The following is a 21,939-nucleotide window of genomic DNA, read 5'->3' as shown; positions in this document are numbered from 1 at the left end:
AGCTGCAGGAAAGTTGGTTTATTGAGCGACAAGAGCCGCACCGATCGTCACCTCAGTGCCGAAACGATCACGAGCGTCCTCAAGCGCGTTATCGCCGAAAACGGGCGAGACCATATTCGCGGCTATCTGCTCGCGATCTTTTGTCTCGCCGTCGTCGCCGGATCGACCGCATTCACGGCCTGGATCATGGAGGCGGTCGTCAACGAGGCGTTCGCCAACCGGCGCGCGGATCTCGTCGCCTGGATTTGCGGCGCCATCCTGCTTGCCTTCATCCTGCGTGGCTTCGCCACCTACGGGCAGGCCGTGGCGCTTTCCAAGATCGGCAACAGCATCGTCGCGCGCTACCAGCGCAGGCTCTATTCGCACCTGATGACGTTGAGCGTCGACTTCTTCAGCGAAGCCCGCTCCGCGCGCCTTGCCGCGCAGATCAACCAGAACATCAACGGCATTCGCGACGTTCTGAACATGACCGTGACGTCGATCGCCCGCGACTTCCTGACCCTCATCGCGCTGATCGGGGTGATGATTTCGAAGGACGCGCTTCTGACGGGGATCGTCTTCCTTGTCGCGCCGCCGCTTCTGTTGGGCCTGCGCTACATTTCCAAGCGGTTGAAGTTCGCGACGCGCGAATCGGTCCTGATCAACAGTCACGTCCTCGGCGCCATACAGGAAACGATTCAGGGCATCACCATCGTCAAGGCCTTCACGATGGAGGAGCAGCTGCGGGCAAAGGTCGAGAAGATCATCGACCAGGCGGAAAAGCGGTCCAACCGGATTGCCAGACTTTCCGAGCGCACGGCTCCGATGACGGAAACCTTTGCCGGCGTCGCCATTGCCAGCGTCCTCGGCTACTCCGCCTATCAGGCCATCTACGGCGGCGTCCTGCCTGGGGCCCTTTTCGCCTTCATCGCCGCGCTTCTGATGGCCTACGACCCCGCGCGCCGCCTTGCCCGCCTGCAGATTTCCCTGGAGCGTGCCGTCGTCAATGCGCGCATGATCTACGAAATTCTTGATATCGAGCCGCACCAGCGCGACCGCCCGGGCGCCGAACCGCTGCAGGTGGGCAAGGCGCAGATCGAGTTCAGGGAGGTGTCGTTCTCCTATGCCAGCAGCAAGCCTATCCTGAAGGAAGTCAGCTTTGTTGCGGAAGGCGGCAAGACTACCGCCCTCGTCGGGCCTTCCGGCGCCGGAAAGTCGACAGTGATCAACCTCATTCCGCGCTTCTACGATCCGGCGCAAGGACAGGTCCTGATCGACGGGCAGGATGTTGCCCAAATCGAGAAACAATCGCTGCGAAACAACGTCGCCTATGTCTCGCAGCAGCCGTACCTTTTTGAAGGCACGATAAGGGACAACATCCGTTACGGCCGCGCAGACGCGACCGATGCCGAAATCGAGGAGGCGGCGCGGCTCGCCTATGCCCACGATTTCATCCTCGAGCAGCCGCAAGGCTACGAGACCCCCGTGGGTGAAAATGGGGCCACCCTCTCGGGGGGGCAGCGTCAACGGCTTTCGATCGCCCGTGCACTGGTGCGCAACGCGCCCATCCTGCTTCTGGACGAGGCGACCTCGGCACTCGACACGGAGTCGGAAAAGGCCGTGCAGAAGGCGCTCGAGCATGCCATGAGCGGGCGCACCGTCGTCGTCATCGCTCATCGCCTGTCGACGATCGTCAACGCCGACAAGATCGTCGTCATGTCGGACGGGAGGGTCGTCGAGGAAGGCTCGCATGACGTGCTTGCCGCCCGTACCGACGGTCTCTACGCTCGGCTCCACAATCTGCAGGCACCGGGCGCCTCTCTCCAGGAAGTCGAAAGGAAAGCGGGCGAATGACGGCAAGGGACATGAAGCTGGTGGTGGTCGGGGCTGGCGGCCGCATGGGCCAGACGCTCATCCGGACCATCCACGCGATGGGCGGAGCGACACTCTTTGCAGCGGTCGAGCGCCCCGGCTCACCCTTCGTCGGCAAGGACGCGGGTGAACTGGCCGGCCTTGGCCCGATCGGCGTCACCGTGACGGACAAGCCGCTTGAGGCCTTCGTGGAGGCGGAGGGCGTGCTCGACTTCACTGCGCCCGCCGCGACCATCGAGTTTGCCGGTCTTGCGGCGCAGGCCCGGATCGTCCACGTGATCGGCACCACGGGGTGCTCGACGGAGGACGACGCGAAGATCACCGCTGCGGCGCGCCACGCCCGCATCGTCAAGTCCGGCAACATGAGCCTCGGCGTCAATCTGCTCGGCGTTCTCACCGAACAGGCCGCACGCGCCCTGGACGCTGGCGACTGGGACATCGAGATCGTCGAGATGCACCACCGCCACAAGGTCGATGCCCCTTCCGGGACCGCGCTTCTGCTTGGCGAAGCCGCCGCCCGCGGCCGCGGGATCGCGCTGGCCGAGAATGCGGTGCGCGTTCGGGACGGCCACACCGGCCCGCGCGTCGCCGGCACGATCGGCTTTGCCACCCTGCGCGGCGGTTCGGTCGTCGGCGATCATTCGGTGATGCTGGCCGGCGAGGGTGAACTGGTGACGCTGTCGCACAGCGCCGCCGATCGGTCCATCTTTGCTCGCGGTGCGGTGAAGGCCGCACTCTGGGCGCGCGACAAGAAGCCCGGCCATTATTCCATGCTCGACGTGCTCGGGCTTAACTGACATCCAAACGTCCTCGAGGAGCGAAGACCTTATGAGCGGAACCCTTGTCCTTGTTCGCCACGGCCAGAGCGAATGGAACCTGAAAAACCTCTTCACCGGCTGGCGCGATCCGGACCTGACCCCGCTCGGCGTCGAGGAGGCCAATGCCGGTGGCAAGGCGCTCGCCGACTACGGCATCAAGTTCGACATCGCCTTCACCTCCGACCTCATCCGGGCGCAGCGGACCTGCCAGATGGTTCTCGACAATGTCGGCCAGCCGGATCTTGAGACGATCCGCGACCAGGCCCTGAACGAGCGCGACTACGGCGATCTTTCCGGCCTGAACAAGGACGACGCGCGCGCCAAGTGGGGCGAGGAACAGGTGCATGTCTGGCGCCGCTCCTATGACGTTCCGCCGCCGGGCGGCGAAAGCCTGCGCGACACCGGCGCGCGTGTCTGGCCCTACTATCTGACGGATATCCTGCCGCGGGTGCTGCGGGGGAAGAAAGTGCTGGTCGCGGCCCACGGCAACTCGCTGCGCGCCCTCGTCATGGTTCTCGACCGGCTGACCAAGGAGCAGGTGCTGAACCTCAACCTCGCGACCGGCGTTCCGATGGTCTACAAGCTGAATGCGGACTCCACCGTCGCCTCCAAGGAAGTGCTGGGCGACATGTCCGGCGCGCATTGAGCGCCCCCAATCCTACCTGAAGCGGGCCGTTGCGTAGCCACTTGCACCGCTGAGAAACCCGTCGATTTTTCGGCGGGTTTTGGTTTGTGAGGCGGGCCGGACGGCGGCCGGGATTGTCTTGTGGGTACTTCACCTTCGCCTTGCAGCGCCTGCCGAGCCACGGGTCAGTGCTGTTGTGATCGATGCCTTCGCGTCAGCCGCCCCGCGACCGCAAGCGAGGCTGTTCGGACGGCGTCGTGAACGGCATGACGAAAGCGTACCGGAGACGTTGCTGCCGTCTCCAGGAGCTCGTTCAATTTTTGCCCGATCGTGTCGATGGAGTAGTGCCGTTCGACATACTGGCGGGCAAAATCGCCAAGCGACCGCCTTTCCTGCGATGAGTCCAGCAGACGCTTCAACGCGGCGATGAGATGATCGTTTTTGGGATTTCCATCGCCAAGGCCATACATGCCGTTGAAGGTGAAGAACCCTTCCGTTTCCGGCGCGAAGAGATCTGAAAAGCCGTGCTCGCCGACCACGATCACAGGCTTGGAGAAGGCCATGCCGCGCATCGCCGATCCGCCCATTCCAACGACAATATCCGCGGCCGCATAGCCGGGGCGAGGATCCAGCAAGGCCCCCGAGAAGAGAATGGCGTCGCGTCCAAGCTCTGCATTCACCGCCCTGGCGTACTCTTCCAAATCGTTCCTGGCGGTGCCGTCACCGACGATCGCAAATCGCAGGCGCGTGTCCGATCCAAGCTCCCGCACCGCGTCCATCGTTCTTCGGATGCTTTCCGACTTCATCCAGTCCGTCAGTCGGCTTACCGTGACCACCAGAACATCCTGCTCGGCGATGCCGAATTGCTTGCGGAACGCGGTCGGATCGATCACGTCGGGCGCGTTGAATTTCACATCGACCGGCGGAACGATCAGTTCCGCGCGTCGAAAGCCCGCAGCGCGCGCCTGACTGACGAGATCGGGGGTTCCGAAGGTGGTTAGCGCCCTCTTCGGCAACAGGCTTGGCACCACCATCGACATGCAGGTCACCACGACGGGGACCTTGCGGTACAGCTGTATCCCAAGGAAGGCGTCCAGCCATTGCGGCCAGTCCCAGACATGGACGACGTCCGGTCGCTCCAAGCGTATGATCTCGTCGATGACCCGCATGCGCGCCACCGACGGATGCGACCTCGTGTCGGGTATGGGGCGGAAGGTTATGCCGGCATTGTCGAGCAGATCCTGCATTGGGCCGGCGCTTGCGAAATAGGTGACCTGATGGCCGCAGGCGTCGCGCAGATATGCACTGAGCTCGATCGCATTGACCTGGGTGCCGCCGACCTCGAGACGATGTCCGAAAATCAGAACCTTCATGCCGTTCGTTCCTGTTGGAGCTGGTCGCGGGCGCTGGCGAAATGCCGGCCGCGTTGAGATCGCATAGGCTGACCGAGCGGCTCCCGCGCGTCCACTAGGACAAAGTGGTTAGACAAATCAGGCCGATGGCACGTGGCTATTTCGGCGATACCCCTTTCGGACACGGCCGTACGTCGTTTTTTTTCTTTACGGATTTGGCGAAAAGAACTCTCCTGAATCGTAAAGAAGATCGGGTGCGGAACCGGCAAACAAGACAGTTCGGACACGATCAATACCGCGAAATTTCTTTCGAGATCCGGGGCAATTGGGATAGTGGGGTCCTGCGCGACATGATTGCAACTAGCGTTACGCTGGGAGAGGGCGTCGTCATACATCACCCTGAGTTGGTGAACCTCTATGGCTGCACGATCGGCGCCGGTTCGCGCGTCGGGACATTCGTGGAAATCCAGAAGAATGTCGTGGTCGGCCGAAACTGCAAGATCTCCAGCCATTCCTTTATTTGCGAGGGGGTGACGCTTGAGGACGGGGTCTTCATCGGCCACGGCGTCATGTTTACCAACGACCTCTATCCGCGGGCGGTCAACCCCGATGGAAGCTTGCAGTCCGAGCAAGACTGGCAGGTGATCCCGACACTCATCAGATGCGGCGCCTCGATCGGCAGCAACGCCACGATCCGGGCGGGGGTAACGATCGGCGCGGGGGCGCAAGTCGGCGCCGGCGCCGTCGTGACCAAGGATGTGCCCGACTATGCGATTGTTGCGGGCGTCCCGGCAAGGGAGATCGGCCGCGCCAAGGACGCACCGCTCGAGCTCCCTTCCTCCAGGAGAACGGTATGATCGGAATTGCTGTGATCGGCTATGGGTACTGGGGGCCGAATCTGGTTCGCAACATTGCGGATATCCCCGATGCTCGCCTCGTCTATGTGTGCGACCTGCAAAAGGACCGGCTTGCCCCCGTACAGGCTCGCTATCCGACAGTGGCGGTCACCGACGATATCGACGAGGTTCTGCGCGACCCCCGCGTGGACGCGGTCGCGATCGCCACGCCGGTTTCGAGCCACTTCAAGCTTGCCATGAAGGCGCTGATGGCCGGCCGGCACGTTTTTGTCGAAAAGCCAATGGCCGCGACGTCCGAGGAGGCGCGTCGCCTCGTCGACGAGGCCCACCGCCGCGGCCTCAAGCTTGCCGTCGACCACACCTTTGTGCACACCGGTGCGGTCCGCAAGATGCGTGAGATCGTCGAGGACGGTCTCGGCGACATGTATTACTACGATTCCGTCCGGGTGAACCTCGGTTTGTTCCAGCACGACGTCAGCGTGGTCTGGGACCTGGCCGTGCACGATCTGTCCATCATGGACTATGTGCTGCGGGAAAAGCCGATCGCCGTTTCGGCGACCGGCATGAGCCATGTCATCGGCGAGCCGGAAAACATCGCCTATCTCAACCTGTTTTTTGAAAGCAAGCTGATCGCGCATGTCCACGTCAATTGGCTCGCACCGGTCAAGGTGCGCCGGACGCTGATCGGCGGCAGCAGCAAGATGATCGTCTATGACGACCTGGAGCCGAGCGAAAAGATCAAGGTCTACGACAAGGGCATCACGCTGAACGGCGGGTCCGGCAATGGCGATGTGTATCAGATGCTGGTCGGCTATCGCACCGGTGATATGTATGCGCCCCAACTGGACATGACCGAAGCGCTCGGCCGCGAGCTGCGCCAGTTCGTTTCGTGCATCGAGGGCGATGCCCAGCCGACCACGGACGGGCTTGCGGGCTTGCGCGTCGTTCGCATCCTGGAAGCCGCGACCCAATCCCTCGCGCAACGCGGGCGCGTCGTGGAACTCGAGCCGGCAAGGATGATCGCATGATCCCTTTCCTGGACCTGAAAGCGCAATATGCCTCGATCAAGCAGGAAATCGACCGTGCGGTCCTCGACGTACTCGCCTCGGGACAATACGTGCTGGGCGACGAGGTGGCGCGCTTTGAACGCGAATTCGCCGACTATTGCGAGACACGGCACGCGATCGCGGTGAACACTGGAACGAGTGCCCTGCACCTGGCGCTGCTTGCCGCCGGCATCGGACCCGGCGACGAGGTCATAACCGTGCCCCTCACGTTCGTCGCAACCGTGTCGGCGATCTGTTACACCGGCGCAAAGCCGGTGTTCGTGGACGTCGAACCTGTCACTTTGACGATGGATCCGTCCAGCGTCGAGGCCGCGATCACGCCGCAAACCAAGGCCATCATACCGGTTCATCTCTATGGCCAGATGGCCGAGATGGATCCGATCAATGCCATTGCCGAGCGCCACGGCTTGGCGGTGATCGAGGACGCGTGCCAGGCGCATGGAGCCGAGTACAAGGGGCGCCGCGCGGGCAGTCTCGGCGTATCGGGTTGCTTCAGCTTCTATCCGGGCAAGAACCTCGGTGCGTGTGGCGAGGGCGGCATGGTGGTCACCAGCAACGACGAACATGCCAAAACCATGCGCATGCTCCGCGACTGGGGCCAGGAGCAACGCTATCATCACCTGCTGAAGGGGTTCAACTACCGCATGGATGGCATCCAGGGCGCCATCCTGCGCGTCAAGTTGAGGCATCTGGAGGCCTGGACAGAGGCGCGCCGGGACCATGCCGCTCGCTATTCGTCGATGCTTGCCGGCTCGACCACCGTCCGCCCGCAAGTCGAGCGGGCCGACCGGCGTCATGTCTATCACATCTACGCCGTTAGGTGCCGGGATCGCGCGGCCGTGCAGCGTTCACTTCAGGCCGATGGCATCCAGTTCGGCCTGCACTATCCGATACCGGCACATCTGCAGAAGGCGCATGCGGACCTTGGTCATCGGGTCGGCGATTTCCCGGTATCCGAGGCGGCGGCGCACGAAATGCTGTCACTTCCCATGTTTCCCGAAATGTCGGCGAAGGAGATTGCGCGCGTCGTCTCCGCAGTGGAGCAGGATGCCTATGTCGGTTGATCTCAAATCCCTCCCGAGGCTCGTACAGGCAATGCACGGCAAGCGCGACTGGATCAACGATCCGCCCTACGAACATCAACTGGCCGAAGAGTTGAAGGGGATTTACGGACCGGCCGGCCTGATAGAACTCTACGGGCGATTTTCGGCAGGAACGGGCTTCGTCGACAGCCTGATGCGCAAGGTGATCTGGCGGGCGCTCGCCCGCCGGTGCGGCACCGACCTGCGCGTCGGCAGCGGCGCCGTTTTCAAACACCCCGAGACCTTTGAGATCGGTCACGGCGTCCATATCGACACCCAGACCTATCTGCAGGGGCGCCATGATGGAACCTGCATCATCGGCAACAAGGTCTGGATTGGCCCGCAGGCCTATCTCGATGCCAGGGATCTCATTCTCGAGGACTATGTCGGATGGGGCCCGGGCGCCAAGATTGTGGGTTCCACCCACACCGGCATTCCGCACGACCTGCCCATTATTGCGACCGATCTGGAAATCCGGCCGGTGCGCGTCTGCGAATGGGCGGATATCGGGGCGAATGCGACAATTCTTCCGGGTGTGCGGATCGGCAAGGGCGCAATCGTCGGGGCCGGAGCGGTGGTCGTTACCGACGTCGAGCCCTTCTCGGTCGTGGCGGGCGTGCCGGCGAGGTTCCTGCGCTGGAGGAAGGATTCGGACTCGACGGCAGCAACACCGTGAATCTTGGGAGCAGGCCATGAAAGACAAAAGGATTCTGATCACCGGCGGCGCCGGTCTGATCGGCTCTCACATCGCCGATCTCGTCGCCATGGAGCGGCCGCGGGAAATCCTGATCCTCGACAATTTTGTTCGCGGCCGCCGTGAAAACCTGGCGCAGGCGGCATCTATGCTCCCGCTGACGATCGTCGACGGCGACATTCGCGACCGCGCGCTGCTGGCGGAACTGTTCGCAGGCGTCGATGTCGTCTTTCATCAGGCCGCCATCCGGATTACCCAATGTGCGGAAGATCCGAGGCTCGCCTTCGACGTGCTGGCGGCCGGCACTTTCGATGTGCTCGAGGCGGCGGTCAAGGCCGGTGTATCGAAGGTGGTCGCGGCCTCGTCGGCGTCCGTCCTCGGCCTTGCCGAGAGCTTTCCGACGACGGAAGCCCACCACCCCTACAACAACCGCACCATCTACGGGGCGGCCAAGACCTTCAACGAGGGGCTGCTGCGCAGTTTCGCCGAGATGTACGGCTTGCGCTACGTCGCATTGCGCTACTTCAATGTCTACGGCCCGCGAATGGATGCCTATGGCGTCTATACGGAGGTGATGATTCGCTGGATGGAAAGGATCGCGGCCGGTCTGCCGCCGGTCATCCACGGCGATGGGCTGCAGACGATGGATTTCGTGCATGTCCGTGACATTGCCCGCGCCAACGTCCTGGCGGCAAAGTCCGATGTGACGGACGAAGTGTTCAATGTGGCCAGCGGCAGCGAGACCAGCCTGCGCGACCTGGCGCGGATGCTGTCCCGTGTCATGGGGGGAACTTGCGAACCGCAATTCCAGCCGGCGCGAAAGGTCAACGCGGTGACGCGAAGGCTCGCCGACACCAGCACAGCGGAACGTCGCCTGGGCTTCAGGACGCAGGTGCCGCTGGAAGAAGGTTTGCGCGAGCTGGTCGCTTGGTGGCGGCAGGAAAAGGCTCTGGCGGACGGAGGGGAAGCGGCATGATCCCGACAGGCGTGCAGATTCCGGTCGCCAGACCGCTTCTCGATGAGCAGGAGACGGAGGCGGTCCGACGGGTCGTGCTGTCTGGATGGTTGACACAAGGGCCGGAGGTCGAGGCGTTTGAATCAGAGTTCGCCGCTTTCGTTGGCGCCCAGCATGCCTGTGCCGTTTCCAATTGCACGACGGCGCTTCATCTGGCGTTGCGGGCCGCTGGCGTCGGTGCGGGCGACGAGGTCATCACCGTCAGCCACTCCTTCATCGCCACGGCCAACGCCATCCGCTACTGCGACGCGCTGCCGGTCTTCGTCGACATCGAAGCGGGCGGCTTCAATATCGACCCGACCCTGATCGAGGACGCCATCACGCCCCGCACCAAAGCGATCCTGTGCGTGCACCAGATGGGTATGCCCTGCGACCTCGCCAGCATCGTTGCCATCGGCAAGCGGTTCTCGATCCCGGTCGTGGAGGATGCAGCCTGTGCCTCGGGCAGCGAAATCCTGTGGGACGGCCAATGGGAGAGGATCGGCAAGCCGCGCGCCGATATCGCCTGTTTCTCGTTCCATCCGCGCAAGCTTCTCACCACCGGCGATGGCGGCATGCTGACCACCTGCGACGCGGAACTTGACGCAAAGTTTCGCCTCTGGCGGCAGCATGGAATGAGCGTCCCCGACACCGTCCGGCACGGCTCGAAACAAGTGATCTTCGAGAGCTATCCCGAGCTCGGCTACAATTATCGCATGACGGACCTTCAGGCCGCGATCGGACGCATACAGTTGCGCCGTCTGCCGGGCTTCATTTCGGAACGACGGCGGCTGGCCGACCTGTACCAGCAAGGAATCGGCCAGATTACCGGCTTGGAAGCGCCCGTGGAGCCATCGTGGGCGCGAACCAACTGGCAGAGCTATTGTGTGCGCTTGCCGCAATGGCTCGGCCAACGGGATGCGATGCAGTTTCTACTCGACCGCGGCATCTCCACCCGGCGCGGCGTGATGACAATCCACCGCGAGGGCGCCTATGCGGGCGATCATACCCATCGCGTCGCGGGATCCTTGGCGCGCAGCGTGGCAGCGCAGGAGAACTCGATCATCCTGCCGCTGTACGCGCAGATGACGGACGCCGACGTGATCATGGTTCTTGATGCGCTGCAGGACGCGATCGATACCCTTGGCCTACGGTCGCTGCAGGCCAGCCAGTCGCGTTAGAGCCACAATCCCACCTGTTGCCGGCAGCTATCACAGCGTCCCAGACTGGGCGGACTGAGTCCATCCCTGTCGCCCCCTGACGCACCTCCCTGTTGAAGCGGTTCCGCGGGCCTGATCACGGCGATCGTGAGAAGGCGCGGAGCGGCAAGGGCAGAGCGCTTGCCGGCAGAAGACTGAACAGGCACCTCAGCGAGTAGCAGCCGCTCAAGAGGGTTGCCAGGGCGCCGAGCGTCATCGCCTGCCACGAGGGCAGGATCTGCGTCGCCAGAAACACGAATCCTGCCGAGGCGAGGAAGATGACGCCTAGCCTGAAGTTGGCGGAGGACCAGCGAAAATCCGTCAGCCACCGGGCGACGACATAGACGAGGCCGGTGTGCCAGACATACAGGCCGAGGAATGCCATCCCGGCGCCCATCGGCCCGACATGCGCAACCAGCAGCCAGGCCAGCCCGACGTGAACCACCGTTGCGGCAATCTCGGCCCAGAAAAAGACGGCGCGCGTGCCCTTTGCCAGCATGATGAACCCCATGGGCCACGAAACGATCCGCAGCATCATGCCGAGGCAGATCCACCGCAGGATCGCGGCGGCGGGATGGAACTCGGGGGAATAGAACAGCCACATGGCCAGCGGCGCGAGCGTCAACGTGGCGATGACGCCAGGGCCGGCCAGCAGAAGGCTGATCTGTGTCTGTTCGTTGACCAGGCGGTTGCAGGCGACGTGGTCGGAAGCGATCGCTGTCAGGCGCGGATAGAAGTCCGCGCCCATCGCCTGCAGGATGAAGCCAGCATAGAGCCCGCCCAATGCCCAGGCCGCCTGATAGAGGCCCGCGGCAGCAACGCCGTCGTTGTGCAGCACGATCAGGCGAATGGTGTAAGAGGCGCCGAACATCAACAGGCTGCTCGTCATGAAAACGAAGCCGAGCTTCATGAGCGAGGCGATTTCCTCGCCAAGACTGCGTGTCGACATGGCCGGCCGGCCGACCTGCAGGCGTCTGCTGAACCACCACGATATGAAGAGCATCGCGAAGGCCGAGACGACGATCGAGGGCGCGATGCCATCGGACCCGAACAAATAGACGAGCGCTATCGTGGTGACCGTGGCGCAAAATCCCGACAGCACGTTGATCCACGCAAGGTTGGCAATGTCCCGCATTCCCTGCACCAGCGCGAGCTGTCCGCCGGCGATCAACTGGAAAAAGATGGCGAGCGAGAGCAACGTCACCCCGACCGTATGCTGGACATCGCCGAATGTCAGGTGTGCGACCGGGCGTGCGAAAGCGGCAAGCAGCAGGGCGCCGATCACCCCGAGCGCGATCGACGTTCGACGAAGGGCGGTGGCGGTGCGGGCGATCCGGCCGGCGTCGCCGGTGCCGGCTGCTTCGGCGATCTGGCGAACGCCGCTGGCCTGAACCCCGACCCCGGCAAGCGCCTGGGTCAGGTCGACGATCGACGTGTAGAGCCCCATCTGTCCGACCCCCGCCGGTCCGAGCAGGACGGCCATCGCCTTGTTGCGGACGATGGAAAAACCGACATTGACCGCCGACGAGCCGCCGATCATCGCCATCGATCGGAGGATCTGGAAGTAGGACTGCCCTTCCGCCGGGGTTTCCTGTGATGCCATGGTCGCTCGGGCGTCTCGATCAGACGCCCGTCCCTTGAGACTGGTTGCGGTAATCGACCTCCAGAAGGCGCCGCACCACTTCTTCGGTGCTCACCTGCCAGGGCGGTGCGCGCCAGCCAAATGTCCGCTCGAACTTGTCGCAGCAGAGGCGCGAATTCAGTGGCCGTCGGGCTTTGGTTCGGTACTCGGCCGTTGCAATGTCCTTGACTTCGGCGCTGGGGCCGCCGTGAGCGGCGCTGGCTTGAAAGACATGGCGGGCAAAACCGGCCCAATTTGTCTCGCCCTCCCCGGTTACATGATAGATGCCGTAGCGGTCTCGGGCGCGATGGGTGGCGACAAGCAGGATGGCGGCTGCGAGGTCGAGCGCGCTTGTTGGATTACCCCACTGGTCGGCAACAACCGCGATCGCGCGACGCTCGGCGGCAAGTCTCAGCATCGTCCTGACGAAGTTGCTGCCAAAGGGACTGTAGACCCAGCTGGTCCGCAGGATGATGTGCCGAGGGTTGGCACTTGCCACCGCATGCTCGCCCCTGAGCTTGGTATAGCCGTAGACCGTCTTTGGTTCGGCTTCGTCGCCCTCCAGGTAGGCGTGGGACGCTTCCCCGGAAAAGACGTAATCGGTGGAGACATGGATGACGGGCACCCGCAACGTCGCTGCGGCCTCGGCGACGCAAGCCGCCCCGACGACGTTGACCTGATAGGCCTGATCCCGTTCGTCCTCGGCCCGATCGACCGCCGTGTACGCAGCAGCCGAGACAACGATGTCGGGTTTCTCGGCGAAGATGGCACGGCGGATCGACGAGGGATCCGACAGATCGAAGCCGGGACGTCCAACGCGGACCAGGGTGATGTCGGGCAAGCCGGCGGCGACCTCGACCAGGCTCGTCGCCAATTGACCGTGCGTACCCGTCACAAGGATCTTCATTGACCGACAGCCAGTCTGCCCGAGCGATCGCCGTCGCAGGCGTTCTTGCGGATTCGCCGGTTCGACAGGCTGCAGCCGGCATCGATGCGCGCGAAGTTCATCGTCCGGCTTCCAATCGGCGCCTTCGTGGCCGACTCGTGCTCGATGAAGTCTGTGGCGGGCGGAAAGCTCATGCCTCCGGCTCCTGCGATTCGTCGAAAGGTTCCGCCCGCGCCAGCGGCGGGGCGCTGCGGTCCTTTTCGGAAAGCTGAACCTGGGCGGCGGGAAGCGGCCACTCGATGCCGATATCCTCATCGTCGAAGCGGATCGTCTGCTCGTGGGACGGCGAATACGGGTTCGTGACCTTGTAGATCACCTCGGTTTCCGGCTCGAGGGTGAGGTAGCCGTGCGCGAACCCCTTCGGCATGAGAAGCTGGTTCCAGTCGGCCGCAGAGATACGGATGCCGCACCACTTGCCGAAGGTCGCAGAGCCCTTGCGGACATCGACGGCGACGTCGAAGATTGCGCCGCGAACCACCCGGATCAGCTTGTCCTGGGCATAGGGCGCCAACTGATAGTGCAGACCACGCAAGATGCCGCGCGCGAGGGAATAGGAATGATTGTCCTGGATGAACTGCAGGCCGATGCCCTTCTCTGAGAATTCCCGCGCATTCCAGGTTTCGGAAAAGAAGCCGCGGTCGTCACCGAATTTTCGCGGCCGGATTTCCAGCAGACCATCCAGTGCCAGCGGCCTGACTTCGAGGCTCATCCGACGCGCTCCTCAACCAGGCGAAGCAGGTAGTTGGCATAGGCGGTCTTGCCCAGCAGCCCGGCGCGCTGTCGAACTTCTTCCGGCCCGAGCCAGCCATTATCGAGTGCGATTTCCTCCGGGCAGGCGATCTGGACGCCCTGACGCCGTTCGACGGTGCGCACGAAGGACGACGCGTCCTGCAGGCTGTCGTAGGTGCCCGTGTCCAGCCAGGCATAGCCGCGCCCGAGCATGCACACATTCAAGTCGCCGCGGGCAAGATAGATGTTGTTGACCGTGGTGATCTCCAGTTCGCCGCGCGAGGACGGCTCGACCGAGCGGGCGATGTCGACGACATCGTTGTCGTAGAAATACAGTCCCGTCACCGCCCAGTTCGACTTCGGAACCGCTGGCTTCTCCTCGATGGCGATCGCTCTGCCGGTCGCCTTGTCGAAGCTGACGACGCCATAGCGCTCCGGATCGTCGACATGATAGGCGAAGACCGAGGCACCGCTATTGCGTCCCGCCGCCTGCCGGCAAATGTCCGGCAAGCCATGGCCAAAAAAGATGTTGTCGCCGAGGATCATCGCGACATTGTCCCGCCCGATGAACTGACGCCCGATAATGAAGGCCTCGGCCAGCCCATTCGGGTGCGGTTGCTTGGCATAGGACACGTTCAGCCCGAAATCGGAGCCGTCGCCGAGCAGCGCCTGGAAGCAGGGAAGGTCGCGCGGGGTCGAGATGATCAGGATGTCCCGAATGCCGGTGAGCATCAGGACGCTCAGCGGGTAGTAGATCATCGGCTTGTCGTAGATGGGCAGGATCTGCTTCGACACGGCGATGGTAAGAGGATAGAGGCGCGTGCCGCTCCCCCCCGCCAGTATGATTCCCTTCATCGCTGCCATCCCTCTCGTGGGTTTCGTCCGGCGGGTATCCAAGCTCGATCCGACTTCAGCCGTGTCATTGGCTGGCCTGCTCGTCGTGTGTTCCGTCCGCCGTCGAGCTGGTCTCTTCGGCGGCTTTCGCGACCGGGCGGAACACGCGAACGACGTCACCCGGCTGCAGTTCGGTCGTCTCGGACGCAGTAAATTCATCGATCTTGCCGTCGACGCGCCGGGACACCGTGTAGGTGGGTTCCGCTGCGGCAGTGGAGGCAAGGTCGGGCGGGTCGGTGCCAAGCAGCAGTTTCTGCCTGGTGTCACGCCGCAGCTGCAATTGTTTCAGGATCCCCTTTTCCGTCTGCAGCTGGGCGGCAACATCGGCGTTGCGGTTATCGGCGAGACCTTCAAGATTGCGCGTCGCCTCGGCAATGCTCTGGCGCGCCCTCATGATGGCGGTGACCATGTCGAGCCTCGATCCCTGATAGCTTCGCAGCGTCCGTTCGAGATCCGTCTGCCGTGACGGCAGGAGAACGCCTTTTTCGACCATGGGCTTTATCGTCGTGAGTTCCTTCCGGACGGAATCGATGTCCTCGTCATTGCCGGTGATCTTCTTTTCCAGCGTATCGATCTCTTGGGCCATTAGTTCGCGCAATTCCGAGTAAGAACGGGACTGGCGTTCGACAACGGCAGCACGCGTCGCAAAGATCTGCTTCTCCTGATTGAGGGTGGCGGCGACCAATGCGGTGTTGTTGTCCGGCGGCAGGTCGAAATGAAAGTCCTTCGCGTTGGCCATCTCGGCCTCGAGCCGCGCCAGCTTGATCGTGCTGCGCAGGATCGAATCGTCGAGCTCCCGCAACTCACCGCCAAGCTCAGCCTTGCCGCGGGAGCCGATCAGCCCGTCCGTCGGCCGGTACTCGCCGCCGGCCATTGCCAGCGCCTGGAGAACGGACAACCCCGGACGAAACTTGTACTCCCCAGGTGCCGCCGCATTGCCCACCACATAGATGGGAGGATATTCGACGATCGTCACCGACGCTTCCGGCCTCTCGACCAAGCCGATTTTGGCCTGAAGCTTGGTGGCGATTTCGGCTGCGAGCCCGGCTTCATCGAAGTCGCCAATCTGCACGACGCCAAGGACGGGCAATGATATCGTGCCCTCCCCGGAGACCTGAAACTCGCCGCCGAGGGCATCCCAGCTCTCGTAGACACCTTTGGTTGGCATCCACTGAACGATGCTCAGCTTGATTTTCGTCTGCGGGACAATCTTGGCTGCGAGGGCTGCAGGTGGCGCGCCGATGCCGGCCAGGGCAAGGGCCGTCAGAACCACGAGCCCCGCCCGCAGCGGTTTACAGCAATGCCAGAACGTGGCGAGCATATAATCTCTCCAACCTGTAAAGTCGGGAAGGCATGACAGCGGCGACACCGCTCGCCGTGCCGCAAGCCTGCAAGGTTCAGTGTGCAAATTATTGAAATATTGAGAAGGGGAAGGATCCCGCTATCGCTTCATCAATTTTGGTGAAGGTGGTATGGCAGACCTAACCGGATCGGCATTCCGGCGCTTCCGACGGTTCCTGTCGGACCGATGGTCGGTGCCGGCGTAGCTGGAGCGGATGCAAAATCCGTTTCGGCTCCCTAGTTGGGGGGTAGATGCGGCCCGAGCCTAGTTCGTTTGGATGAGCGCACTTGACACGCCCTTTCCATAGATATTGCCCTTCGACCCAAGACTCCCCCTTTGGTGCCGTCGCGGTCATTTCCGACGTGCGGTAAGGTTTTCGCGGGGTGGTGCATGAGTGCGCACGCTCCGCCGGCAGCGACAATTGCCGGCCGTTCCAGTCGCGCGGGTGAAGGATATGGTGCTTTTGGACGGAAACGATTACGCCGAGGCAGGGGTTGGCGCGGCTGGCGTTAGGGGCGGGCCTGAGCCCCGGCGGGTCATGCTGATCCTGACAAACACGGGAAGTGTGTCGAAGCGTCTCATCGATGCCGTCGAACGGGAATTTCCGTGGGTGGTCGTCGAGCAGCTGGAGCATGTCGGCGCCGCGTGCCGGACTTTCCCCCACCCCGTTGCCCTGATCCTAGTCGACGCCGCGATGATGCGGGAGGCCGAAGCGGCATCGGCGATACTGATGCGGGTCCACCCACACGCGCTCACCGCGGTCATCGAGCCCTATGACAGGCCCCCGGCAACCTCGCTTGCCGCTGTCGTCGACTCCCCGCTCATCCGCAGTGTCTTGCCGATGGACCTGCGGCTCGATGTCTGGCTGTCGATCATACGGCTGATGTTGTATGGCGGCGAATACCTGCCGCCGGAGTCGATCTTTCAGACGCGCGCCGGCGACACCAGCTTGCCTCCCCTCGCCCACGACGGTTCGCAGCTGGCGCAACGGCGGACCGACAGGGCAGAACTGACCGCCCGGGAGCTGCAGATCCTGGAAATGGTCTCGCGCGGCCTGCAAAACAAGCTGATTGCCGCAGAATTCGGCCTCTCCGAGCACACGGTCAAAATTCATCTGCACAACATCATTCGCAAGCTGGGCGTCCACAACAGGACGGAGGCGGCCGCTCGATACCGCAGCACGCAGCATGGCGGCACGTGACTGACTTAGGTCTCCAGCCGTTCCAGATCGCAGCGACTGCGTCCTCTTTCCATCAGGCCCGAACACTGGCGCCATCTTTGCCGCGTGATGCCGGCTGGATCAGTTGCGTGTGGCAATTGACAGTCTCGGGATGCTCATGCGACCGATGGACCCTCAGCAATCAGCCCGACGGCCCGAAGATGTCCAAGACGACGCGCGCGACCCAGGCACTGGCCAAGGCCGGTGTATCGTTCACCGTCCACGCCTATGACTACGATCCATTGGCCGAGAAGGTGGGTCTGCAGGCTGCAGCGGCCCTTGGGGAGACGCCGGACCGCGTGCTGAAGACCTTGATGGCGGAAGTCGACGGCAGAGCTGTCTGCGTGATCGTACCCTCCAACTGCGAGGTCAGCATGAAGAAGCTGGCCGCGGCCTTCGGCGGCAAGTCGGCACGCATGATGAAGCCGGCCGACGCGGAGCGGCTGACCGGCTATCACGTCGGCGGGATCAGTCCCTTCGGGCAGCGCAAAACCGTCCCGACCGCGATCGAGAAGCAGGCATTGGCGCATGCGAGCGTCTACATCAACGGCGGCCAGCGTGGCCTGCAGGTGCGGCTCTCCCCTATGGATGCGCGCGCTGCGCTGAAGGCGATCGCAGCGGAAGTGGTGGTCTAAAGCGCGCCGCGATCTTCCAGATCCGCGTGCAACGCTTCAGGTCCTTGTTCTTTTGCATGTCTTTGTTTCGAAACCGGCTCCGCCTTCCGGCACAGGCTATAGGCGGACGCCGAAGTTCGGTTTTTTACAGCAGCCGAAAAAGGAGCGCTGCCAGTGTGGCCGCCTCAGCCTTGTCGAGCTTTTCACCGATGTGCGTTTGTATGGATCGGCCGTAGACGCTCCACATGTCGGCGCGGACAGCGCGACCCTTTTCGGTGATCACCACCCAGCGGCCACGGCCATCCTGATCGAAGGTCTCCCGCCTGACCAACCCCTCCTTTTCAAGCCGATCAATCAGCCGGGAGAGATTGTACTGCGCAAGCAGTGTGCGTTCCTCGATCTCGTAGGGGCGCAGCCGTCCGTCAGTGGCGCGATCCAGCTCCCAGAGAACGTCGTACCACCCCAGCGGCGGCTGGCCTGCGATGCGCAGGTCGCTCTCCATGGCCGCGACCAGGCTTCGCTGCGCGCGCATCAGTTCGATCCAGGCACGGGTGATTTCGGCGGAGGGTGTGGGGGGCAGGCTTGTTCTCTGGGACATAAATGCAATTACATCTATCTTGACGCCATGCGCAAGTGGAGTTATATGCACTTGCATCTATAAATGCGGAGATACGATATGCAACAGCACATACTGACAGGCTACGGCACGGCGCTGCTGCGCATGAGCCTCGGCGCCATGTACCTGGCCCACAGCATCTTGCTGAAACTGCTCACCTACGGTCTCGATGGCACGGCGGGCTATTTCTCCTCGATCGGCCTACCGGCGTGGCTGGCCTATCTCACGTTCGCGGCGGAAGCTGCCGGCGGCGTCATGCTGGTGCTCGGCATCCACACGCGAGCGGTAGCGCTCTCGCTGGTGCCGGCGCTGGCCGGGGCGATCATCTGGGCCCATGGCGCCAACGGCTGGGTTTTCACCGCGCCGGGCGGCGGTTGGGAGTATCCGCTCTTCCTGATCGCTGCGTCGATCGCCCAAGCCCTGCTCGGCGACGGCGCCTTCGCCCTGCGGCCCTCCCCCGCACCCCTGCACACTGACCGGCTTCAAGGGAGCATATGATGACTGACAGCACATTCACCCTCATCAGCCATCATTTGTGCCCGTATGTTCAGCGCGCCGCGATTGCGTTGATGGAAAAGGGCGCCAAGTTCGAGCGTGTCAGTATCGATCTGTCGGCCAAGCCCGACTGGTTTCTCGACCTGTCCCCACTCGGCAAGGTTCCGCTCTTGCGGATCGACGGCGCCAGCGGGAGCCGGGTGCTCTTTGAGAGCGCGGCGATCTGCGAATTTATCGATGAGGCGTTGCCAGGGCCGCGGCTGCATCCAGCCGATCCTTTCGTTCGGGCGCGTCACCGCGGTTGGATGGAATTCGGCTCGTCCATTCTTGCTGATATCTGGGTGCTGGAGACCACCACGGACGCACAGGCCTTTGCGACGAAGCGGCAAACCCTCGCCACGAAATTTGCCCAGATCGAAGCGGAGCTGCAGGACGGCCCCTTTTTCGCCGGGCAGCATTTCAGCATCGTCGACGCCGTTTTCGCGCCGATCTTCCGGTACTTTGATGTCTTCGATGCAATCATCGACCATGGCATTTTCGAAGGGCTGGCGCGCGTCGTTGCGTGGCGGGGCGGCCTCGCTGCGCGTGCAAGCGTCAAGACTGCGGTCGCCGCCGACTATCCTGAAAGGCTCATGGCCTTCTTGCGCAAACATGACGCGATCTTGCTTGCCGCGCCAGGCAACCGGCCGATGGCGCAATCGGTGCGGTGACATCCGCCCGTCGCGTCGCCTCACCGCCGTCCTGTAAATGGTGCGTCGGAGCATCTTCATCGCCGACCTTCTGTTTTGCACAATTCCGTCCTAAAAGAGGGCAACGAAACCGAAAACAGCAGGAAAACCGATGAACGCACCGCTTCGCAACGCAATCACCCCGGTCGACCCCATCAAGCTGGAAAAGCTCGCTGAGGTGGCTGTCAAGGTCGGCCTCCAGCTGCAAAAGGGGCAAGACCTGGTGATCACCGCGCCGATTGCGGCGCTGCCGCTCGTGCGTCTCATCGCCAAGCACGCCTACATGTCGGGCGCCGGCCTCGTCAGCACCTTCTACGCCGACGAGGAAGCGACGCTTGCCCGTTATCGCCACGCGCCGGATGAAAGCTTCGACCGGGCGACGGGCTGGCTCTACGAGGGCATGGCGAAGGCCTACGCCAATGGCGCCGCACGCCTTGCGATCGCCGGCGACAATCCGATGCTTTTGTCCGAACAAGATCCCGCCAAGGTGGCGCGCGCCAACAAGGCCAACTCTCTCGCCTACAAGCCAGCGCTTGAGAAGATCGCCAATTTCGATATCAACTGGAACATTGTCTCCTATCCGAGCCCGTCCTGGGCGATGCAGGTGTTTCCGGGCGTTCCGGAGGAGGTAGCGGTCGAAAAACTCGCCAATGCAATCTTCGCCGCGTCACGGGTCGATATCGAAGACCCCATCGGCGCCTGGGAGGCGCACAACGCCAACCTGCACAGCCGCTCGGCCTGGCTGAACGGCGAACGCTTTGCAGCCCTTCACTTCCGGGGGCCCGGCACCGACCTGACGGTGGGCCTTGCAGACGGTCACGAATGGCACGGCGGCGCATCGGTCGCCAAGAACGGCATCACCTGCAACCCGAACATTCCCACCGAGGAAGTGTTCACGACGCCACATGCGCTGCGGGTGGAGGGCCATGTCTCCAGCACCAAGCCGCTTTCGCACCAGGGCACGCTGATCGACGACATCCGCGTCCGCTTCGAGGGTGGCCGCATCGTCGAGGCACACGCCTCGAAGGGCGAGGCGGTCCTCACCAAGGTGCTCGACACCGACGAAGGGGCGCGCCGCCTCGGCGAAGTGGCGCTGGTACCGCATTCCTCACCGATCTCGGCGAGTGGGCTTCTGTTCTACAACACGCTTTTCGATGAAAACGCCGCCTGCCACATCGCGCTGGGGCAATGCTATTCCAAGTGCTTCGTCGGCGGGGCGGACCTGTCCCAGCAACAGATCCAGGCACAGGGCGGCAACTCGAGCCTGATCCACATCGATTGGATGATCGGCTCGGGACAGATCGACATCGACGGCATCAGGGCCGACGGCGGCCGCACGCCGGTGATGCGCGCCGGCGAATGGGCCTGAGCCGCCCATGGAGACGATCGGCGTCATTGGCGGCGGGGGCTGGCTGGCGGGGGCGCTGCTGCGGCCCGCGCTTGCCGACGGCATTATCCGTCCGGAGCGCCTGATCCTCTCCTCCCGCTCGGGTGACATGTTCGGCTTCGACGCCTGGCCGCGCATCCGCATGACGACCGACAATGTCGAGCTTGTGGCGGCCTCCGACGTCGTCATGCTTTGCGTTCGGCCGAACGATCTTGCCGAGCTTTCGCTCGACCTTTCCGGCAAGCTCCTCATTTCCGTCGTCGCCGGCGTCACCGCGGAGGCGCTGGCGCGCAGCTTCGGTGCTAGGCGGATCGTACGCGCGATGCCGAATGCCTGCGCCGAGCAGCGGCTTTCCTTCACGCCCTGGTTTGCTACCGACAGCGTGTCAGACGACGAGGCGTATTTCGTGTTCCGCTTCTTTTCTGCGTCCGGACGGGCGCAGGGGATCACCGAGGAGGCGCAACTCGATTATTTCACCGCGTTGACCGGTTCGGGCCCCGCCTTCCCAGCGCTTTTTGCCGATGCGATGATCCGCCATGCGATCGGCGCCGGCATCGAGCCGGACACGGCGGTTGCCGCCGTGCGCCAGCTCTTTATGGGCGCCGGCGTCCTGATGGCCCAATCGGAGACAACGCCCGCCGAGCTTGTGGACGTGTTTCTGGAGTACCAGGGAACGACAGCCGCCGGCCTTGCCGCGATGATCGAGGCCGACGTGGGCTCGACGATCTTCAAAGGGCTTTCGGCGGCGCGGCGGCGTGCCGCGAAGGGTATGGCGTAGTCCAAAAAAAGCGGCAACGCCGGGTTGACCG

23 protein-coding genes are annotated in these 21,939 nt (G+C 63.2%); 15 read left to right on the top strand and 8 right to left on the bottom strand.

All coding sequences use genetic code 11. The features are described from left to right. The first annotated feature begins 21 nt into the window (after positions 1–21). Genes AC1DDS_RS09705 through AC1DDS_RS09695 form a run of 3 tightly spaced genes read left to right on the top strand, consistent with a single transcriptional unit; the run spans position 22 to position 3,315 of the window. The gene (locus AC1DDS_RS09705) at positions 22–1,833 is read left to right on the top strand and encodes an ABC transporter ATP-binding protein (RefSeq protein WP_477478713.1); all 1,812 of its coding nucleotides are present in this window, start codon (positions 22–24) and stop codon (positions 1,831–1,833) included. After that, positions 1,830–2,648, top strand: a complete 819-nt coding sequence (gene dapB, locus AC1DDS_RS09700; protein WP_477478712.1) for a 4-hydroxy-tetrahydrodipicolinate reductase — start codon at positions 1,830–1,832, stop codon at positions 2,646–2,648. Before AC1DDS_RS09705 ends, dapB begins: the two co-directional genes overlap by 4 nt. A 31-nt stretch (positions 2,649–2,679) precedes the next feature. Beyond that, complete coding sequence (locus AC1DDS_RS09695; protein WP_477478711.1) at positions 2,680–3,315, top strand: 2,3-bisphosphoglycerate-dependent phosphoglycerate mutase; 636 nt, start codon at positions 2,680–2,682, stop codon at positions 3,313–3,315. A 164-nt stretch (positions 3,316–3,479) separates the two neighbouring features. Here the strand turns inward: AC1DDS_RS09695 and AC1DDS_RS09690 are convergent, their stop codons facing one another. Beyond that, positions 3,480–4,667, bottom strand: coding sequence for a glycosyltransferase family 4 protein (locus tag AC1DDS_RS09690; protein WP_477478710.1), 1,188 nt, complete (start codon positions 4,665–4,667; stop codon positions 3,480–3,482). Positions 4,668–4,996: 329 nt separating this feature from the next. Here AC1DDS_RS09690 and AC1DDS_RS09685 point away from each other — a divergent pair, with 329 nt between their 5' ends. Genes AC1DDS_RS09685 through AC1DDS_RS09660 form a run of 6 tightly spaced genes read left to right on the top strand, consistent with a single transcriptional unit; the run spans position 4,997 to position 10,521 of the window. Further along, positions 4,997–5,503 (top strand): acyltransferase, encoded by a 507-nt coding sequence (locus AC1DDS_RS09685; RefSeq protein ID WP_310412453.1) that lies wholly within the window; start codon positions 4,997–4,999, stop codon positions 5,501–5,503. Then, on the top strand, positions 5,500–6,531 hold the full coding sequence (locus AC1DDS_RS09680; protein ID WP_477478709.1) for a Gfo/Idh/MocA family protein: 1,032 nt from the start codon (positions 5,500–5,502) through the stop codon (positions 6,529–6,531). Before AC1DDS_RS09685 ends, AC1DDS_RS09680 begins: the two co-directional genes overlap by 4 nt. Continuing rightward, entirely contained in the window at positions 6,528–7,634 is a 1,107-nt protein-coding gene (locus AC1DDS_RS09675) for a DegT/DnrJ/EryC1/StrS family aminotransferase (RefSeq protein ID WP_477478708.1), read from the top strand. Before AC1DDS_RS09680 ends, AC1DDS_RS09675 begins: the two co-directional genes overlap by 4 nt. Beyond that, a complete protein-coding gene (locus tag AC1DDS_RS09670; protein WP_477478707.1) occupies positions 7,624–8,328 on the top strand; it encodes an acyltransferase in 705 nt (234 codons plus the stop codon). The genes AC1DDS_RS09675 and AC1DDS_RS09670 overlap by 11 nt, the downstream gene beginning before the upstream one ends. A 16-nt stretch (positions 8,329–8,344) precedes the next feature. Continuing rightward, positions 8,345–9,322 (top strand): NAD-dependent epimerase/dehydratase family protein, encoded by a 978-nt coding sequence (locus AC1DDS_RS09665; RefSeq protein WP_477478706.1) that lies wholly within the window; start codon positions 8,345–8,347, stop codon positions 9,320–9,322. Beyond that, on the top strand, positions 9,319–10,521 hold the full coding sequence (locus tag AC1DDS_RS09660) for a DegT/DnrJ/EryC1/StrS family aminotransferase (protein WP_477478705.1): 1,203 nt from the start codon (positions 9,319–9,321) through the stop codon (positions 10,519–10,521). The genes AC1DDS_RS09665 and AC1DDS_RS09660 overlap by 4 nt, the downstream gene beginning before the upstream one ends. A 115-nt stretch (positions 10,522–10,636) precedes the next feature. On the opposite strand, the gene AC1DDS_RS09655 is transcribed toward AC1DDS_RS09660, so the two are convergent. The 6 genes from AC1DDS_RS09655 to AC1DDS_RS09630 form a co-directional block, all read right to left on the bottom strand. Then, positions 10,637–12,142 carry an O-antigen translocase gene (locus tag AC1DDS_RS09655; RefSeq protein WP_477478704.1) on the bottom strand — a complete coding sequence of 502 codons (1,506 nt, stop codon included), beginning with the start codon at positions 12,140–12,142 and terminating at the stop codon, positions 10,637–10,639. A 19-nt stretch (positions 12,143–12,161) separates the two neighbouring features. Beyond that, positions 12,162–13,067, bottom strand: a complete 906-nt coding sequence (rfbD, locus tag AC1DDS_RS09650) for a dTDP-4-dehydrorhamnose reductase (RefSeq protein ID WP_477478703.1) — start codon at positions 13,065–13,067, stop codon at positions 12,162–12,164. Next, entirely contained in the window at positions 13,064–13,240 is a 177-nt protein-coding gene (locus AC1DDS_RS09645; RefSeq protein WP_477478702.1) for a hypothetical protein, read from the bottom strand. Before AC1DDS_RS09645 ends, rfbD begins: the two co-directional genes overlap by 4 nt. Then, the gene (rfbC, locus tag AC1DDS_RS09640; RefSeq protein WP_477478701.1) at positions 13,237–13,815 is read right to left on the bottom strand and encodes a dTDP-4-dehydrorhamnose 3,5-epimerase; all 579 of its coding nucleotides are present in this window, start codon (positions 13,813–13,815) and stop codon (positions 13,237–13,239) included. Before rfbC ends, AC1DDS_RS09645 begins: the two co-directional genes overlap by 4 nt. Then, entirely contained in the window at positions 13,812–14,690 is an 879-nt protein-coding gene (gene rfbA, locus AC1DDS_RS09635; protein ID WP_310412483.1) for a glucose-1-phosphate thymidylyltransferase RfbA, read from the bottom strand. The genes rfbC and rfbA overlap by 4 nt, the downstream gene beginning before the upstream one ends. A gap of 64 nt (positions 14,691–14,754) precedes the next feature. Beyond that, the gene (locus AC1DDS_RS09630) at positions 14,755–16,050 is read right to left on the bottom strand and encodes a polysaccharide biosynthesis/export family protein (RefSeq protein ID WP_477478700.1); all 1,296 of its coding nucleotides are present in this window, start codon (positions 16,048–16,050) and stop codon (positions 14,755–14,757) included. Between the two features lie 475 nt (positions 16,051–16,525). Here AC1DDS_RS09630 and AC1DDS_RS09625 point away from each other — a divergent pair, with 475 nt between their 5' ends. Then, complete coding sequence (locus AC1DDS_RS09625; protein ID WP_477478699.1) at positions 16,526–17,272, top strand: response regulator transcription factor; 747 nt, start codon at positions 16,526–16,528, stop codon at positions 17,270–17,272. A 179-nt stretch (positions 17,273–17,451) separates the two neighbouring features. Beyond that, the gene (ybaK, locus tag AC1DDS_RS09620) at positions 17,452–17,925 is read left to right on the top strand and encodes a Cys-tRNA(Pro) deacylase (protein ID WP_477478698.1); all 474 of its coding nucleotides are present in this window, start codon (positions 17,452–17,454) and stop codon (positions 17,923–17,925) included. A gap of 124 nt (positions 17,926–18,049) precedes the next feature. Here ybaK and AC1DDS_RS09615 read toward each other — a convergent pair whose 3' ends face one another. Further along, positions 18,050–18,502: a MarR family winged helix-turn-helix transcriptional regulator gene (locus tag AC1DDS_RS09615; RefSeq protein ID WP_477478697.1), complete on the bottom strand. Its 453-nt coding sequence runs from the start codon at positions 18,500–18,502 to the stop codon at positions 18,050–18,052. Between the two features lie 78 nt (positions 18,503–18,580). Here AC1DDS_RS09615 and AC1DDS_RS09610 point away from each other — a divergent pair, with 78 nt between their 5' ends. From AC1DDS_RS09610 to AC1DDS_RS09595, 4 genes are all read left to right on the top strand, one after another. Further along, a complete protein-coding gene (locus AC1DDS_RS09610) occupies positions 18,581–19,018 on the top strand; it encodes a DoxX family protein (RefSeq protein ID WP_477478696.1) in 438 nt (145 codons plus the stop codon). Further along, positions 19,018–19,725 (top strand): glutathione S-transferase family protein, encoded by a 708-nt coding sequence (locus tag AC1DDS_RS09605; protein WP_477478695.1) that lies wholly within the window; start codon positions 19,018–19,020, stop codon positions 19,723–19,725. The genes AC1DDS_RS09610 and AC1DDS_RS09605 overlap by 1 nt, the downstream gene beginning before the upstream one ends. 130 nt (positions 19,726–19,855) lie before the next feature. Continuing rightward, complete coding sequence (locus tag AC1DDS_RS09600; RefSeq protein ID WP_477478694.1) at positions 19,856–21,112, top strand: aminopeptidase; 1,257 nt, start codon at positions 19,856–19,858, stop codon at positions 21,110–21,112. A 7-nt stretch (positions 21,113–21,119) separates the two neighbouring features. Beyond that, positions 21,120–21,908, top strand: coding sequence for a pyrroline-5-carboxylate reductase family protein (locus tag AC1DDS_RS09595; RefSeq protein WP_477478693.1), 789 nt, complete (start codon positions 21,120–21,122; stop codon positions 21,906–21,908). Positions 21,909–21,939: the final 31 nt, after the last annotated feature.

It is taken from the genome of Mycoplana sp. 10N416 (assembly GCF_056394765.1).
Note: the sequence above shows the minus strand (reverse complement) of the source record. Positions and strands in the feature narration are given on the sequence as shown.

Coding starts and splice junctions, on each gene's coding strand:
- dapB (WP_477478712.1), top strand. CDS start 1,830: ATGACGGCAAGGGACATGAAGCTGGTGGTGGTCGGGGCTGGCGGCCGC.
- AC1DDS_RS09695 (WP_477478711.1), top strand. CDS start 2,680: ATGAGCGGAACCCTTGTCCTTGTTCGCCACGGCCAGAGCGAATGGAAC.
- AC1DDS_RS09690 (WP_477478710.1), bottom strand. CDS start 4,667: ATGAAGGTTCTGATTTTCGGACATCGTCTCGAGGTCGGCGGCACCCAG.
- AC1DDS_RS09685 (WP_310412453.1), top strand. CDS start 4,997: ATGATTGCAACTAGCGTTACGCTGGGAGAGGGCGTCGTCATACATCAC.
- AC1DDS_RS09680 (WP_477478709.1), top strand. CDS start 5,500: ATGATCGGAATTGCTGTGATCGGCTATGGGTACTGGGGGCCGAATCTG.
- AC1DDS_RS09675 (WP_477478708.1), top strand. CDS start 6,528: ATGATCCCTTTCCTGGACCTGAAAGCGCAATATGCCTCGATCAAGCAG.
- AC1DDS_RS09670 (WP_477478707.1), top strand. CDS start 7,624: ATGTCGGTTGATCTCAAATCCCTCCCGAGGCTCGTACAGGCAATGCAC.
- AC1DDS_RS09665 (WP_477478706.1), top strand. CDS start 8,345: ATGAAAGACAAAAGGATTCTGATCACCGGCGGCGCCGGTCTGATCGGC.
- AC1DDS_RS09660 (WP_477478705.1), top strand. CDS start 9,319: ATGATCCCGACAGGCGTGCAGATTCCGGTCGCCAGACCGCTTCTCGAT.
- AC1DDS_RS09655 (WP_477478704.1), bottom strand. CDS start 12,142: ATGGCATCACAGGAAACCCCGGCGGAAGGGCAGTCCTACTTCCAGATC.
- rfbD (WP_477478703.1), bottom strand. CDS start 13,067: ATGAAGATCCTTGTGACGGGTACGCACGGTCAATTGGCGACGAGCCTG.
- AC1DDS_RS09645 (WP_477478702.1), bottom strand. CDS start 13,240: ATGAGCTTTCCGCCCGCCACAGACTTCATCGAGCACGAGTCGGCCACG.
- rfbC (WP_477478701.1), bottom strand. CDS start 13,815: ATGAGCCTCGAAGTCAGGCCGCTGGCACTGGATGGTCTGCTGGAAATC.
- rfbA (WP_310412483.1), bottom strand. CDS start 14,690: ATGAAGGGAATCATACTGGCGGGGGGGAGCGGCACGCGCCTCTATCCT.
- AC1DDS_RS09630 (WP_477478700.1), bottom strand. CDS start 16,050: ATGCTCGCCACGTTCTGGCATTGCTGTAAACCGCTGCGGGCGGGGCTC.
- AC1DDS_RS09625 (WP_477478699.1), top strand. CDS start 16,526: ATGGTGCTTTTGGACGGAAACGATTACGCCGAGGCAGGGGTTGGCGCG.
- ybaK (WP_477478698.1), top strand. CDS start 17,452: ATGTCCAAGACGACGCGCGCGACCCAGGCACTGGCCAAGGCCGGTGTA.
- AC1DDS_RS09615 (WP_477478697.1), bottom strand. CDS start 18,502: ATGTCCCAGAGAACAAGCCTGCCCCCCACACCCTCCGCCGAAATCACC.
- AC1DDS_RS09610 (WP_477478696.1), top strand. CDS start 18,581: ATGCAACAGCACATACTGACAGGCTACGGCACGGCGCTGCTGCGCATG.
- AC1DDS_RS09605 (WP_477478695.1), top strand. CDS start 19,018: ATGACTGACAGCACATTCACCCTCATCAGCCATCATTTGTGCCCGTAT.
- AC1DDS_RS09600 (WP_477478694.1), top strand. CDS start 19,856: ATGAACGCACCGCTTCGCAACGCAATCACCCCGGTCGACCCCATCAAG.
- AC1DDS_RS09595 (WP_477478693.1), top strand. CDS start 21,120: ATGGAGACGATCGGCGTCATTGGCGGCGGGGGCTGGCTGGCGGGGGCG.